12 protein-coding genes are annotated in these 13,182 nt (G+C 72.0%); 3 read left to right on the top strand and 9 right to left on the bottom strand.

The features are described 5' to 3' along the window. The first annotated feature begins 210 nt into the window (after positions 1–210). A complete protein-coding gene (locus OHA19_RS24520) occupies positions 211–1,215 on the top strand; it encodes an RNA polymerase sigma factor SigF (RefSeq protein ID WP_405721532.1) in 1,005 nt (334 codons plus the stop codon). Positions 1,216–1,322: 107 nt separating this feature from the next. On the opposite strand, the gene hutI is transcribed toward OHA19_RS24520, so the two are convergent. The 4 genes from hutI to hutU form a co-directional block, all read right to left on the bottom strand. Then, entirely contained in the window at positions 1,323–2,498 is a 1,176-nt protein-coding gene (hutI, locus tag OHA19_RS24515) for an imidazolonepropionase (protein WP_405751616.1), read from the bottom strand. Positions 2,499–2,551: 53 nt separating this feature from the next. Beyond that, positions 2,552–3,937 (bottom strand): formimidoylglutamate deiminase, encoded by a 1,386-nt coding sequence (locus OHA19_RS24510; protein WP_405751614.1) that lies wholly within the window; start codon positions 3,935–3,937, stop codon positions 2,552–2,554. Then, positions 3,928–5,136 carry an allantoate amidohydrolase gene (locus OHA19_RS24505; RefSeq protein ID WP_405753305.1) on the bottom strand — a complete coding sequence of 403 codons (1,209 nt, stop codon included), beginning with the start codon at positions 5,134–5,136 and terminating at the stop codon, positions 3,928–3,930. The genes OHA19_RS24510 and OHA19_RS24505 overlap by 10 nt, the downstream gene beginning before the upstream one ends. Positions 5,137–5,222: 86 nt before the next feature. After that, a complete protein-coding gene (hutU, locus tag OHA19_RS24500; protein ID WP_405713334.1) occupies positions 5,223–6,884 on the bottom strand; it encodes a urocanate hydratase in 1,662 nt (553 codons plus the stop codon). 317 nt (positions 6,885–7,201) lie between these two features. On the opposite strand from hutU, the gene OHA19_RS24495 reads away from it, so the two are divergent. Next, positions 7,202–7,786 carry a roadblock/LC7 domain-containing protein gene (locus tag OHA19_RS24495; RefSeq protein ID WP_405713336.1) on the top strand — a complete coding sequence of 195 codons (585 nt, stop codon included), beginning with the start codon at positions 7,202–7,204 and terminating at the stop codon, positions 7,784–7,786. Between the two features lie 24 nt (positions 7,787–7,810). On the opposite strand, the gene OHA19_RS24490 is transcribed toward OHA19_RS24495, so the two are convergent. The 4 genes from OHA19_RS24490 to OHA19_RS24475 all read right to left on the bottom strand — a co-directional run bounded on the left by OHA19_RS24490 (position 7,811) and on the right by OHA19_RS24475 (position 11,120). Continuing rightward, positions 7,811–8,377, bottom strand: a complete 567-nt coding sequence (locus OHA19_RS24490) for a hypothetical protein (RefSeq protein WP_405713338.1) — start codon at positions 8,375–8,377, stop codon at positions 7,811–7,813. Between the two features lie 142 nt (positions 8,378–8,519). Further along, positions 8,520–9,134 (bottom strand): hypothetical protein, encoded by a 615-nt coding sequence (locus tag OHA19_RS24485; protein WP_405751611.1) that lies wholly within the window; start codon positions 9,132–9,134, stop codon positions 8,520–8,522. Between the two features lie 40 nt (positions 9,135–9,174). Next, positions 9,175–10,023 carry a MurR/RpiR family transcriptional regulator gene (locus OHA19_RS24480; protein ID WP_405713342.1) on the bottom strand — a complete coding sequence of 283 codons (849 nt, stop codon included), beginning with the start codon at positions 10,021–10,023 and terminating at the stop codon, positions 9,175–9,177. A 296-nt stretch (positions 10,024–10,319) separates the two neighbouring features. After that, a complete protein-coding gene (locus OHA19_RS24475; RefSeq protein ID WP_405713344.1) occupies positions 10,320–11,120 on the bottom strand; it encodes a DUF6585 family protein in 801 nt (266 codons plus the stop codon). A gap of 791 nt (positions 11,121–11,911) precedes the next feature. Between OHA19_RS24475 and OHA19_RS24470 the strand changes: the two genes are divergently transcribed. Then, entirely contained in the window at positions 11,912–12,331 is a 420-nt protein-coding gene (locus tag OHA19_RS24470) for a hypothetical protein (RefSeq protein ID WP_405713346.1), read from the top strand. A gap of 38 nt (positions 12,332–12,369) precedes the next feature. Here the strand turns inward: OHA19_RS24470 and OHA19_RS24465 are convergent, their stop codons facing one another. After that, positions 12,370–13,131 (bottom strand): SDR family oxidoreductase, encoded by a 762-nt coding sequence (locus OHA19_RS24465; protein WP_376622600.1) that lies wholly within the window; start codon positions 13,129–13,131, stop codon positions 12,370–12,372. Between the last annotated feature and the right edge of the window lie 51 nt (positions 13,132–13,182).

Raw genomic sequence — 13,182 nt, 5'->3', positions numbered from 1 at the left:
TCTCGAAACAGTACGCGGTCTGTGCGCCACACGATACCCGAAGACCTCAACAAACCGGACATATAGCGTCAATTGGAGGTTGTAACTGTCCGTCCGAAGCGGGTAAGGGTAGGAGGACACCCAAAACACGGCCGGCTTCGGAGGCGCCGCTTCACCGCAGGAACACGTATGGGCATCGGCAGCCATATGCCGAGAACGATGGAGGAGACCATGTCACCCCGGCTCGACGGACCGCGTCCCCACAACGCGACGTCAGCATGTCCTCAGGGACTGACCCACTCAGACTCCCCTGCCGCGAGCGCCGAGGACGGCACCCGCAGCAGCACCGGTACCGGCATCGGTACCAGCACCACCAGCACCATCAGCGACACCGACCACGCCGGCGGCTTCGACCACGGCGCGAGTGACGGTCTCGAAGGACTTCCCGAGATCCCGCCCTATGACGAAGTGGGGCCGCTGGACGCCCGGGCACTGTCGAAGACACTCTTCGAACGGCTCGTATCCCTCGAAGAGGGCACCCACGAGTACTCGTACGTCCGCAATACGCTCGTCGAACTGAACCTGGCCCTGGTCAGGTTCGCCGCCTCCCGGTTCCGCTCCCGCAGCGAGCCGATGGAGGACATCATCCAGGTCGGCACCATCGGCCTGATCAAGGCGATCGACCGCTTCGAGCTCAGCCGGGGCGTGGAGTTCCCGACGTTCGCGATGCCGACCATCGTCGGTGAGATAAAGCGCTTCTTCCGCGACACCAGCTGGTCCGTGCGCGTCCCGCGCCGGCTCCAGGAACTGCGGCTCGACCTGGCCAAGGCGGGCGACGAGCTCGCCCAGCGACTGGACCGATCGCCCACCGTGGGCGAGCTCGCCGACCGCCTCGGCATCACCCGCGACGAGGTCGTCGAGGGCATGGCCGCGAGCAACGCGTACACCGCGAGCTCGCTGGACGCCAAGCCCGAGGAGGACGAGCACGAAGGCGCGCTGGCGGACCGCATCGGCTACGAGGACCACGGACTCGAAGGCATCGAGTACGTCGAGTCCCTGAAGCCGCTGATCGCCTCGCTGCCACGCCGCGACCGCACGATCCTCTCGCTCCGGTTCGTCGCCAACATGACGCAGTCGGAGATCGGCGAGGAGCTGGGCATCTCCCAGATGCATGTGTCGAGGCTGCTCTCCCGCACCCTGGTCAAGCTGCGCAGGGGGCTGACCCTGGAGGAGTGAGCGGGCGCGCCGTACCGCCCGCGACAGGCCATGTGGAAGGACCCGCCTCGGCTGGAGGCGGGTCCTTCCACGTGTTCGGCACCCCGCCGTCGTCCGGCGGACGGCGGCTACCGGACGACGCGTTCGCCCCGCCGCCAGACCGTGTGGACCAGCGGGACGCCCGGCCGGTAGGCGAGGTGGACGTGGCTGGGGGCGTCGAGGAGGGTCAGGTCGGCGCGGGCGCCCGGGGTGATGCGGCCGATGTCCGTACGGCGCAGGGCCGCGGCGCCGCCGGCGGTGGCGGACCAGAGCGCCTCGTCCGGCGTCATGCCCATGTCGCGTACGGCGAGGGCGATGCAGAAGGGCATGGAGGACGTGAACGACGAGCCCGGGTTGCAGTCCGTGGAGAGGGCGACGGTGGCGCCCGCGTCGAGGATGCGGCGGGCGTCCGGCCAGGTGGCGCGGGTGGAGAACTCGGCGCCGGGGAGCAGCGTGGCGACGGTGTCGCCCTGGGCCAGGGCATCGACGTCGGCGTCGGTGAGGTGGGTGCAGTGGTCGGCGGACGCGGCGTCGAGCTCGACGGCCAGCTGGACTCCGGGGCCGTGGCCGAGCTGGTTGGCGTGGACGCGGGGGTGCAGCCCCTTCGCCATGCCCGCGGTCAGGATCGCGCGGGCCTGGTCGCCGTCGAAGGCGCCCTTCTCGCAGAAGACGTCGATCCAACGGGCGTACGGGGCGCAGGCGTCGAGCATCGGCCCGGTGACCAGGTCGACGTAGCCGGCCGGGTCGTCGGCGTAGTCCGGGGAGACGATGTGGGCGCCGAGGTAGGTGACCTCCTCGGTGTGCCGGGCGGCGATGCGCAGGGCGCGGGCCTCGTCCTCGACGGTGAGGCCGTAGCCGGACTTGGTCTCGAAGGTGGTGGTGCCCTGGCGCAGCGCCTCGGCGAGGTAGCGGGCGACGTTGGCGGCGAGCTGTTCGTCGGTGGCCGCGCGGGTGGCGGCAACCGTGGTCCTGATGCCGCCCGCGCTGTAGGCGCGGCCGGACATCCGGGCGTTGAACTCCTCGGTGCGGTCGCCCGCGAACACGAGGTGGGAGTGGGAGTCGACGAAGCCGGGGATCATCGCCCGGCCGCCCGCGTCGACGGCGTTGTCGGTGGCGGGTGCTTTGCTTGATTCACCGGTCCAGACGATCCGGTCGCCCTCGATGACGACGGCCGCGTCCCGGATCGTGCCCAGGGGGGAATCCGCGTGCAGGGAGGGGTTGTTGGTGACCAGACTGGCGATGTTGGTGATGGCGGTCGTCGTCATCGGGGTGCTGCTCTCCTTGATCGGGGTGCTGCTCTCCCTGCGGGGGTCCGGCGTCAGCGGTGCAGGGCTGCGATGGCCGAGGCGAGTGCCGCGGGGACGTCCTGGACGAGTGCGTGCCGCCCGTCGCGCACGATGTGCCGGCCCGCCACGACCGTGTGCCGCACATCGGCCGCGGAGGCGGCGAATACCACTGCTTCGGCAGCCAGTCGGGGTACCGGCCCCGCGGTTCTGACCGAGTCCAGGGCGACGGTCGCCAGGTCGGCGGGGGCGCCGGGTTCGATGATGCCCACCTCCGGCCGGCCGAGCGCCGCGTGTCCGTCGACGGTGGCGGCGCGCAGCAGGGCGGCCGCCGTCCAGTGACCGCGTGCCCGGGTGCGCAGGCGCTCGTCGAGCTCCATCGCGCGGGCCTCCTCGAAGAGGTCGATCACGGCGTGGCTGTCGCTGCCGAGGGAGAGCGGCGAGCCGGCCCGCTGGAGGGCGACGGCAGGGCCGATGCCGTCGGCGAGGTCGCGTTCCGTGGTGGGGCACATGCAGGTGCCGGTCGCGGAGGAGCCGAGGAGCGCGATGTCCTCGCCGGTGAGGTGGGTGTTGTGGATGCCGGTGGTGCGCGGGCCGAGGACGCCGTGGTCGGCGAGGAGCCGGGTGGGCGTGCGGCCGTGGGCGGCGAGGCAGGCGTCGTTCTCCGCGGTCTGCTCGGAGAGGTGGACATGGAGCGGGGCCTGCCGCTCCTCGGCCCAGGCGGCCACGGTGGCGAGCTGCGCGGCGGGCACCGCGCGCACGGAGTGGACGGCCGCGCCGATCAGGGCGTGGTCGGAGCCCTTGAGGAGGGAGGCCCGTTCGGCCCAGGCGTCCGCGGTGGTGTCCGAGAAGCGCAGCTGGTGCCGGTCGGGCTGCTGGTACTGGGTGGGGCGATCGCCGAATCCGGCGGAGAGGTAGGCGGTGTCCAGCAGGGTGATCCGGATCCCGGCCTCGCCCGCCGCCGCGATCAGCGCCTCGCCCATCGCGTTCGGGTTGTCGTACGGGGTGCCGCCCGGCGCGTGGTGCAGATAGTGGAATTCGCCGACCGCGGTGACGCCCGCCAGCGCCATTTCGGCGTACACGGCGCGGGCGAGTTCGTAGTACGAGTCGGGGGTGAGCCGGGAGGCGACCTGGTACATGGTCTCGCGCCAGGTCCAGAAGGTGCCGGAGCCCACCTGGACGGTGGAGCGCAGGGCGCGGTGGAAGGCGTGCGAGTGGGTGTTGGCGAGCCCTGGGAGGGTGAGCCCGCGCAGCACGGTGGCGCCCGGCGGAGGGGCGACGACGCCGGTGCGGACGCCCGCGATCAGCCCGTCGGAGACGTCCAGGGCCACGCCCGGCTCGACATGGGTGCCGAGCCAGGCGTGGGACAACCAGTACGTCACGGTGGCGGGCCGGCCCGCCGGCTCCGTTGTCAGCTGCACGCGAGACCTTCCAGTACGTCGGCGAGTGCGACCACCCCGGCCACGCAGTCGTCCTCGGCCGCGTGTTCGGCCGGTGCGTGCGAGATCCCGGTGGGGTTCCGTACGAACAGCATGGCGGTCGGCACCGAAGCGGACAAAATACCCGCGTCGTGTCCGGCGCCCGTCCCGAGGACGGGTACGGCACGACCGGCGTCGCCCCGGCCCGCGAGGATCTTGCCGAGTTCGTCGCGCAGGGCGTGCTCGAACTCCACGACGGGGGAGAAGGACTCCCGTACGACGTCGACGTCGATACCGGCCCGCTCGGCGTGTTCCCGGGCGGCCCGTTCGATGCCGGTGACCACGGCGTCCAGGCGGCCCTGGTCAGCGGCGCGGGAGTCGAGCCAGCCCCGGACGAGGGAGGGGATGGCGTTGACCCCGTTGGGCTCGACGGCGACCTTGCCGAAGGTGGCGACGGCGCCGGCCAGTTCCGCCTCCCGGCGGGCGGCGAGCACGGTCTCGGCGTACGTGAGCATCGGGTCGCGCCGGTCGGCGAGCCGGGTGGTGCCCGCGTGGTTGGCCTCGCCCCGGAAGTCGAACCGCCAGCGTCCGTGCGGCCAGATCGCGGAGGCGATGCCGACCGGGTCCCCGGTGAGGTCGAGGGCGCGCCCCTGCTCGACGTGGAGCTCGACGAAGGCGCCGATGCGGGCGAGCCGTTCGGGGTCCGGGCCGATGGTGTCGGGGTCGTACCCGGCCGCCTCCATGGCCTGCGGCAGCGTGATGCCGTTGTCGTCGCGGAGCCGGTGCGCCGCTTCGGCGGTCAGCCGTCCGGCGGCGAGCTGGGAGCCGACGCAGGCGAGCCCGAAGCGGGCCCCTTCCTCGTCGCCGAAGTTGCTGATGGCCAGCGGCCGGGTGAACTCCACTCCCCTGCGGCGGAGTTCGTCGAGCGCGGCGAAGGAGGAGACCACACCGAGCGGCCCGTCGAAGGCGCCGCCGTCCGGTACGGAGTCGAGGTGCGATCCGGTGACGACGGCGTCCCCGGCCAGGGGGTCCCCGAGCCAGGCCCACTGGTTGCCGTTCCGGTCGACCTCGTAGGTGAGTCCGCGCGCCTCGGCCTGCGCCCGGAACCAGGCACGGCAGTCGACGTCGGCCCCGGTCCAGGCGTAGCGCCGGTAGCCACCGCTGCCCCGGTGCCGGCCGATGGGCAGGAGCTCCCGCCACATGGCCTGGAACGAGGACGAGCCGCTGTGTGCGCCGGCGCCGGCCGTGTTCCCGGCCCCGTTCCTGATCGCGTCTCCGGTCGGCAGGCTCACCGGGCGTCCTCCGTCATCGGAACGCGCACGCCCTTGTCCGCGGCGACGGACTCCGCGATGTCGTATCCGGCGTCGACATGCCGGATGACGCCCATGCCCGGGTCGTTGGTGAGTACCCGGCGGATCTTCTCGCCCGCCAGCTTCGTACCGTCGGCGACGGTCACCTGCCCGGCGTGGATGGAACGGCCCATGCCCACGCCGCCGCCGTGGTGGATGGAGACCCACGAGGCACCGGACGCCACGTTGACCATGGCGTTCAGCAGCGGCCAGTCGGCGATCGCGTCGGACCCGTCGAGCATGGCCTCGGTCTCCCGGTACGGGGAGGCCACGGAGCCGCAGTCCAGGTGGTCGCGCCCGATGGCCAGCGGGGCGGCCAGCTCGCCGCTCGCCACCATGTCGTTGAACCGCTCACCGGCCCGGTCGCGCTCGCCGTAGCCGAGCCAGCAGATCCGGGCGGGCAGCCCCTGGAAGTGGACGCGCTCGCCGGCCATCTTGATCCAGCGGTGCAGCGACTCGTTCTCCGGGAAGAGCTCCAGCATCGCCTTGTCGGTCTTGTGGATGTCGGAGGCCTCACCGGACAGCGCCGCCCAGCGGAACGGGCCCTTGCCCTCGCAGAACAGCGGCCGGATGTACGCGGGCACGAAGCCGGGGAAGTCGAACGCCCGGTCGTAGCCCGCGAGCTGGGCCTCGCCGCGGATCGAGTTGCCGTAGTCGAAGACCTCGGCCCCGGCGTCCATGAAGCCGACCATCGCCTCGACGTGCCTGGCCATCGACTCCCGTGCGCGCTGCGTGAAGTCCGCGGGCTTCTCGGCGGCGTACGAGGCCATGTCGTCGAAGTCGACCCCCAGCGGGAGGTACGCCAGCGGGTCGTGCGCGCTGGTCTGGTCGGTGACGATGTCGATCGGGGCGCCCTCGGCGAGCATCCGGGGCAGCAGCTCCGCCGCGTTGCCGAGCAGGCCGATGGAGAGCGGGCGGCGCGCGTCCCGCGCCTCGGCGGCCAGCTGGAGCGCGTGCTCCAGGGAGTCGGCGCGCACGTCCAGGTAGCGGTGCTCGATCCGGCGCTCGATGGCGCGCGGGTCGCAGTCGATGCAGATCGCGACGCCGTCGTTCATGGTCACGGCGAGCGGCTGGGCGCCGCCCATGCCGCCGAGCCCGGCGGTCAGGGTGATCGTGCCGGCGAGGGTGCCGTTGAACTTCTTGGCCGCCACCGCCGCGAACGTCTCGTACGTGCCCTGGAGGATGCCCTGCGTGCCGATGTAGATCCACGATCCGGCGGTCATCTGACCGTACATGGTGAGCCCGAGCGCCTCCAGGCGGCGGAACTCCTCCCAGTTCGCCCAGTCGCCGACCAGGTTGGAGTTGGCGATCAGGACGCGCGGCGCCCACTCGTGCGTCTGCATGACACCGACCGGGCGCCCGGACTGGACGAGCATCGTCTCGTCCTGCTTGAGCGTCCGCAGCGTGCGCACCATCGCGTCGAACGAGCGCCAGTCGCGGGCCGCCTTGCCGGTGCCGCCGTAGACGACGAGCTTGTCGGGGTGCTCGGCGACCTCGGGGTCGAGGTTGTTCTGGAGCATGCGCAGGGCGGCCTCCTGCTGCCATCCCAGGGCGCTGAGTTCCGTACCGCGCGGTGCCCGTACGGGGCGGGGTCCTGACATGGCAATGCCTCCTCGCGACTGTAAGTCTTCTATTCACATCCTGATGGCCTGAATACTCGTAGTCAACAGTCCCGCGCCGTCGCACAGGGACGGACACCCGGCGCTCACCCCGCACACGGGTCGCCCGGCACCTCTGGCACGCGCCCTCCGTACGCCTCCGTACGCCCGGGGCACGTGCTCGCGGGAAGTGCCCGAACTCCTGTCCAGGGAAAGCACGTTGCGTAGCCTCGTGGTCACACTCACGCCGGGCCGGGAGGGGTGTCCGCATGCCCGCGGCCGCTCCGCCGCACCGGCCCTCAGACACCTGGGAGGCCCCTGTGATCCGAGCACTCAGACTGCGCGCCGGTACGAAGCCGCCGACGGCGCCCGAAGCCGAAGCGGGAGCGCAGGACGTCCTGGCCGAACTCCAACGATTACGGACCCGCCTCCCGCTCCTGTCCGGCGCCCTGGTCGCCGGTGTCGACGGGGTCGTCCTGGCCCACGACACCCCGGACGTGGCGGTGGAGCGCGTTGCCGCGCTGACCGCGGCCGCGCTCGGCGTCGCGACGCGGATGACGGAGGCGACCGGCCGGGGCGGCTTCGATGAACTTCTCGTACGGGGCGAGTCCGGCTGCGTCGCGTCGTACGCCGCGGGGCCCTCGGCCGTTCTCACGCTGCTGACCGAGGACCGGATCGACGCCGGGGCACTCCACATCGAGGGCCACCGGGCGGGCACCCGTATCGGCGAGCTGATCGACGCCGCGTCGCGTCGCGCCGCCCGTCCGGCTCCCCCGGCCCTCTCCGCCCAGCAACGGCCCCGGACACAGCCCCCGCAGCCCTCCCAGCGGCAGCCCCCGAACCTCGGCCCGCTGCCGTCCCAGCAGCAACCCCCGCGCCCCGGCCCGCTGCCGCCCCGCTCCTGACCGCCGGAGGTCAGGCGGGCGGATTCAGCGCCGGCGCCGCGCCCCGCCGGGCGCGGCGTCCCCTGCCATCGGCCCGGTCGTCCGGTAGCTCCCGACCTGCTTGCCCGCGGGCCGCCCGCGCTCCACCCAGTCGGTCCGCACCCAGTACAGGGCGTCGTCCCGCTCCTCGCGCCGCCCGATCAGGACGGCCTTGAGCCAGAGTCCGGCGCCCGCCCCGGCGAGCACCAGCCCACCGGCCCCGGGCAGCAGGAACGCGCTCGCCACCGCCACGAGGAACGCGCCGAACAACCACCACCGGCGCCCGCGCCGCCAGTTGCGTACGGTCACGGCCCGGTCCTGGAGGAAGTCGGACCGCCCGGCACGCGTGGCGCCCCCGGCCAGCTCCGCGTACCGGCGCCTGCGCACGAGCGCCACCACCGCCGCGGTGATCAGGAAGAGCGCGGCCCCGGACAGCAGGCCGATCCGGCGGCCGGTGAGCCCCGGCACCAGCGCGCCGATCGCCGCGGCCAGCAGCCCCGGCCACCACAGCGGTGCGGCACCGGCCCGTACGATCACGGCCACCCTCGCCAACGACTGCGCTCCGCGTCCCACGTCCGTACCCCTCTCCGCAGCTCCTGGTGAGCCTTTCCGGCCCGGAGATTAGTGGCCGCAGATGAGCGCTACCTGAGAAGTGACGCCGGAGGAGCGACTTCAGCGAGCCGACGGTTCGCGCGGGAGCCGCCCCGTCGCGCCCTCAGTACATGATCCCCACCAGTCCGTCGCCGCCCTCGGCGCACCGGAACCGGCCGGCGCAGCAGCGCGCCCAGCCGTCGGACCCCGTGCCGGTCAGGGTCAGTTGCCCCCACCTGTCGCCCACCGGAGCATCCCCGCCCAGCCTCAGCCCGAGCGCGGGCACGGCCACGGCGGTAGCCGGTCCCGGCAGCCGCACCGACTCCGGGAGCACCTGGAGCACCTCCTCGGCCGGGTGCCCGAACAGATCGACGCCGTCCCACACCACAGCAGCCGCGCCCGCGTGCGCCCCCGACGCCGGGCGCACGCGCCGCACCTCGACACCTGCGAGCCCGTCGGCCGCGCCCGGGCCGCCACCGGCCATGGTCAGCCGGAGCCCGTCGAACTCGGCCACGGTGTTCCACCCGGGCTGGAAGAGGTACCCGCCGAGCCACGCGTCGTGGGCATGGCGGAGTTCGGAGCAGTCCTTGATGGTCAGGGACCCGCACTGCATCCCCAGGTGGACTCCGTCCGCCGACGCCGTCAGCAGATCATGGGCCGCGTCGGCCCCCGTCCCGAATCGCAGCACCCCGGCCTCGCCCGGCAGCACCACACCGATTCCTGGCAGCAGTTCCAGCACCGCACCATTGTCCCCGGCCCGGACGACGGCCCCGGGGCCGTCACTCCACGAACAGCCCCCGCGCCGCCCTCGCGTCGAACTCCTCCAGCCACGCCTGCGCGTCGGGCAGGTCGTCGCACATCGCCTCCAGCAGCACCCGCCCCAGCAGCATCGGCGCGCACGCCGTGTCGAAGGCGAGCCCGGTGCCGACGGCGGCCGGGATCAGCAGATCGCTGTACTTGGCGACGGGCGCGAACGCGGAGTCCGCCACCGACACCACGGTCATCCCCTGCTCCTGCGCGTACGCGAGCGTGTCCACGACCTCCTTCGGGTGCCGGGGCAGCGCGAAGCAGATCAGCGCGGAGGCGCCCGCCCGGCGTGCGGCGTCGATCCGGTCGCGCAGCATGCTGCCGCCCTCGTCGAGCACCCGGACATCGGGGTGGACCTTGGCCGCGAAGTACCCGAAGCCACGCGCCTGCGAGGAGGCGGCCCGCAGCCCGAGCACCAGCAGCGGCCGCGAGGCCGCCAGCAGCCTGCCCGCCCGCTCGACGGGCCCGGGGTCGGCGAGCAGCTCGGCCAGATGCCGCAGATTCTCGATCTCGCCGAGCACCGCCTGCTGGTACTCGTTGTACGCGTCGTCCCCGCCCTCGCCCCCGGCCACGGCCTCGGCGGGTGCGACCTCCCGCAGGTGCTTGCGGAGCGCCGGGTAGCCGTCGAAGCCGAGCGCCACGGCGAAGCGGGTGACGGACGGCTGGCTGACCCCGGCGAGCTCGGCCAGCTCCACGCTCGACAGGAACGGGACGTCCCCGGCCCTGCGCACCATCGAGTGCGCGATGCGCCGCTGGGTGGGTGTGAGCCGGCGCCCCTCGAAGAGCTGCTGCAACCGCGCGGCCGGGCTGCTCCCGCTCATGCTGTCCTCTCGGTAGATTCCGGCGCACCGCGATCCGGCGCCGACAAATCCATTCAGCCAGCAAGGCGTCTGCATGTCCATATGCAGCCGGGGCGACCGGAGACACGGGCCGCCGGGCCGAATGAGGGCGGAAGGTGGAAATGAGAGTGTGAACCCCGACGTGATAGTGCACTTGATAGCGTGTACCCAATGCCGTTGTTTGAGAGGTGCAAGTAGTTCCTCTCCCAAGCACGGTGACCGCCGGGGTGCTGGTTCGTTGATCCAGACCTGCTGCCGGAGCGCCGGCCTTCGCCGGATCAGGCCGGATCGTCTGGTCGCGGCCTCTTCCCGGCCGCTTCCTGGCGCATCCTTGCGGCGAGGGCCAGGAAGACCGACAGATTCTCGACCATCTCTACGGGGAGCCTGGCCCACGGCTTTCCGCCGCCGTGCCGATGGATCTCCAGCCAGCCTTGTTTCACCGTGACCTGGTCGACCTCGCGCCAGCCGAGCCGGTGGTCGAGGTACCCGACACCGGCGGGATCGAGGTGGGCCCCGAAGAAGTCGACCCGTTCGCCCGCCTTCAGCCGGTCCCTGTCCTGCGGCAGCCGTACGCGCGTGAATGTCTTGTCCAGTTCGTCGATGAACCGTGCGACCCCCTTGTACGCGTCGGTCACCGTGATCTCGGCGCCCTCACGGGGACGCACCCAGAGTTCGTGTGTGGTGACGCTGGTGATCCCGTTCGTCACTTTGGTGCTGCTCCGCCGAATGCCATCGATCTCGTCCCATGAGTACGCCTCCGGCACGTGCCCGGCGACCTCCCGGACGATGCCGTGCTGGTAGTGACCTACCCAGACCTGCGCCTGCCGTCTCGTGAGCGCGAGGAAAAGGAAATACCCGGCTGCGGCGACTATGGCGGTCCCCAAGATGAGCAGCGGCAGCCCGTAGTACCAGGCGCCGTGGCTCCGCTGGCCCTCCACTGCGGCCGAAATCCCCAGCCAGAGCACCGGCAGTCCGACCAGTGCCGGCAGCAGCACCACGATCCACGGAAAGCGCTTGGGCTCGGTCCACACCAGCCCCTGGCGCGAACCGAGTTCGAACTCCCGCGCGACTCTGCGCATGAAGGGCGGAACAGGAGTGGGACCACGATCCGACACAAGCCCCCCAAGGCCAGACAGTTGAGGGCCATTATCGGGGAGAGGAACCCGTACGGGAAGAGCGCCCCGGCCCGGCGCATCGGTTAAGCGGACGGTCCCGCGCCCTCGGGCCGGGACGGTCCCCCGCTCTCGTCGCCGCCCCGGCCCTACGACGTCCCGCTGCGCTCGCTCGGCAAAGCAGACGCCCGCGCCGGCCACCACGGTCTGGGCCTGACCCTGCACACGGGCTGGGGGGCACGCACTACTACGGCAACATCCCGGCTCTCATCCTCACCCCAGACTGGTCCAAGGTCCCGTACCACCCGCCTGCGGAAGACCTCATCCGCGCCGCTCGTCAGCTGCCCCACCGCTGCGAGTGGTAGCCCATTGCGAGCAACACAAAACCCCGGGCCTCGAATGGCCCGGGGCCCGGCGGGAAAGCCCGCGGGCAGCGGCGACGCCGGGCCGCTCGCCCGCGCGAGGCGGACGCTGGAGGGTGACCCCGGCGTCGGTGAGTAGTCGCCGTCCACGGCCGTCCTCCCAGGAACCAAGTGGGAGCTCACACGCAGCGAGAACCCCCCTGGCCAGCTCCACTCTCATTTCCCATGTCCCAGAATGGCCTCGATTGGATATTCATCCAATCGACAGTGGCCAGGTCAGAGGGCATGTCAAGTCTGATCTTCAGCGGCGGCTCTCACGGGCCGAAGCGCCACCAGGCCCAAAGACGGGGGTTAGCCCCACTGCCCGCGAGGCCCTGGATTCATACCGTGAAGGGTATGAAAGCCCGTGACCCCGAGCTCAGGAACGAGCTCGACGCCGCCCTGCACGCCCGTAGTGAGCTGGGTTCGGAGTACGAGCCCGCGCTCGTCGAGTCTTTTCTGGAGAAGGTCGAGCAGCAGCTCGACAGCACCCTCGACCGCCAGGTGAGGCGCCATCTCGCCGAACAGCGGGTGAACATCGCCAGGGGCGCGCGCCCGCCGCAGCCCCTGGGGAACTTCGGCGAGCGCTACGGCTTCGGGATCATCTCGCTGATCCTGGCCATCCCGCTCTCGGCGATCGGCGCCGCGACCGCCGGCACCGGGGGCCTGGTCGTCGCCTGGCTCGGGATCGTCGCGGTCAACGCCGTGCACGCCGCCCGTAACTGGCCGTGGTTCTCGCGCCGTCCCGGACGTACGGGCTCCGACTGGGAGGACTGACGGCCGGGGCCCCGAGGCCGCCCCGGGAAGCCACGGCCCTACGCCTGGCGGGTGGGCTGCACGATCAGCTGGCGCAGGTTGATGTGGCGCGCCCGGCTGGTGGCGTAGGCGATCAGGTCGGCGATCTCGTCGCTGGAGAGCCCGCCGAGCGCATCGAACATGCCGTCGAGCTGGCCGCTCAGCTCGGCGTTGTCGACGTGTCCGGCCAGCTCCGTGTCGGTGAGGCCCGGCTCGATGTTCGTGACGCGGACGTCACGCGGCCCGAACTCGGTGCGCAGCGACGTCGACAGGTACGTCAGCGCGGCCTTCGTCGCCCCGTACACGGCGTAGTTGGGGAACATGATGTGCGCGCCGATGGACGAGATGTTGACCAGGTCCGCGGTGCGGCCCTCGGCAGCCGCCGCCACCAGGTCGGCCGTGAAGGCCCGGATGATCCGCAGGGCGCCCGTCACATTGGTGTCGATCATCCGCTGCCACTCGTCGGTCCGGCCCTCGTCCACCGGGTTCGGCAGCATCACACCGGCCGCGTTGACCACCAGGTCCACCTGGCCGAAGGTGCTGTGCACCAGCTCGGCCGCGGCGTCGACGGACGCCTGGTCGGTGACGTCGGTGGCGACGGCGAGCGCCTCCCCGCCCGCCTCCTTGATCGCGGCGGCCAGCTCCTCCAGCCGCTCCGCGCGCCGGGCCAGCAGGGCGACCCTGACTCCCTGGGCGGCGAGCAGCCGGGCGGTCGCGCTGCCCATGCCGCTGGCGGCTCCGGTGATGACGGCGGTGCGGCCTGCGAGAGTCGTGTACGACATGTCGTGCTCCTTGTGCGCTTCCCCGACCGGGGCGTTTCCCCGGGCCTGGTT

Origin of the sequence: Streptomyces sp. NBC_00012 (assembly GCF_045040875.1) — a bacterium.
Taxonomy (GTDB): domain Bacteria; phylum Actinomycetota; class Actinomycetes; order Streptomycetales; family Streptomycetaceae; genus Streptomyces.
The sequence above is the reverse complement of the archived record's forward strand: the minus strand, read 5'-3'. Positions and strand labels throughout refer to the sequence as shown.